Source organism: Caldisalinibacter kiritimatiensis (assembly GCF_000387765.1).
GTDB classification, from domain to species: Bacteria; Bacillota; Clostridia; order Tissierellales; family Caldisalinibacteraceae; genus Caldisalinibacter; species Caldisalinibacter kiritimatiensis.
Genome location: NZ_ARZA01000187.1, coordinates 1 through 205, shown reverse-complemented (window position 1 = coordinate 205; position 205 = coordinate 1). Strand labels below are relative to the sequence as shown.

Annotated in this window: 1 protein-coding gene; it reads right to left on the bottom strand. The window is 35.6% G+C overall.

From position 1 onward, the window contains the following. Positions 1 to 191: ATP-binding cassette domain-containing protein (locus tag L21TH_RS08265; RefSeq protein WP_034429776.1), on the bottom strand; the 191-nt coding region annotated here is incomplete at its 3' end. Positions 192 to 205: the final 14 nt, after the last annotated feature.

Sequence of the window (205 nt, the reverse complement as noted above, 5' to 3'; positions counted from 1 at the left end):
TTAGATGGCTTAAGAAGCCCAGCTATTATAGATAATAATGTAGATTTACCACAACCACTAGGACCTACCAATACTACGATTTCTCCATTATATACATCTAAAGATAAATCCTTAATAGCTTCAGTTTCACCATCAAGGGTGTGATATATCATACTAACGTTTTTAATCTCTACTACCTTCCCTTGGTTCATCATTACGCCTCCTC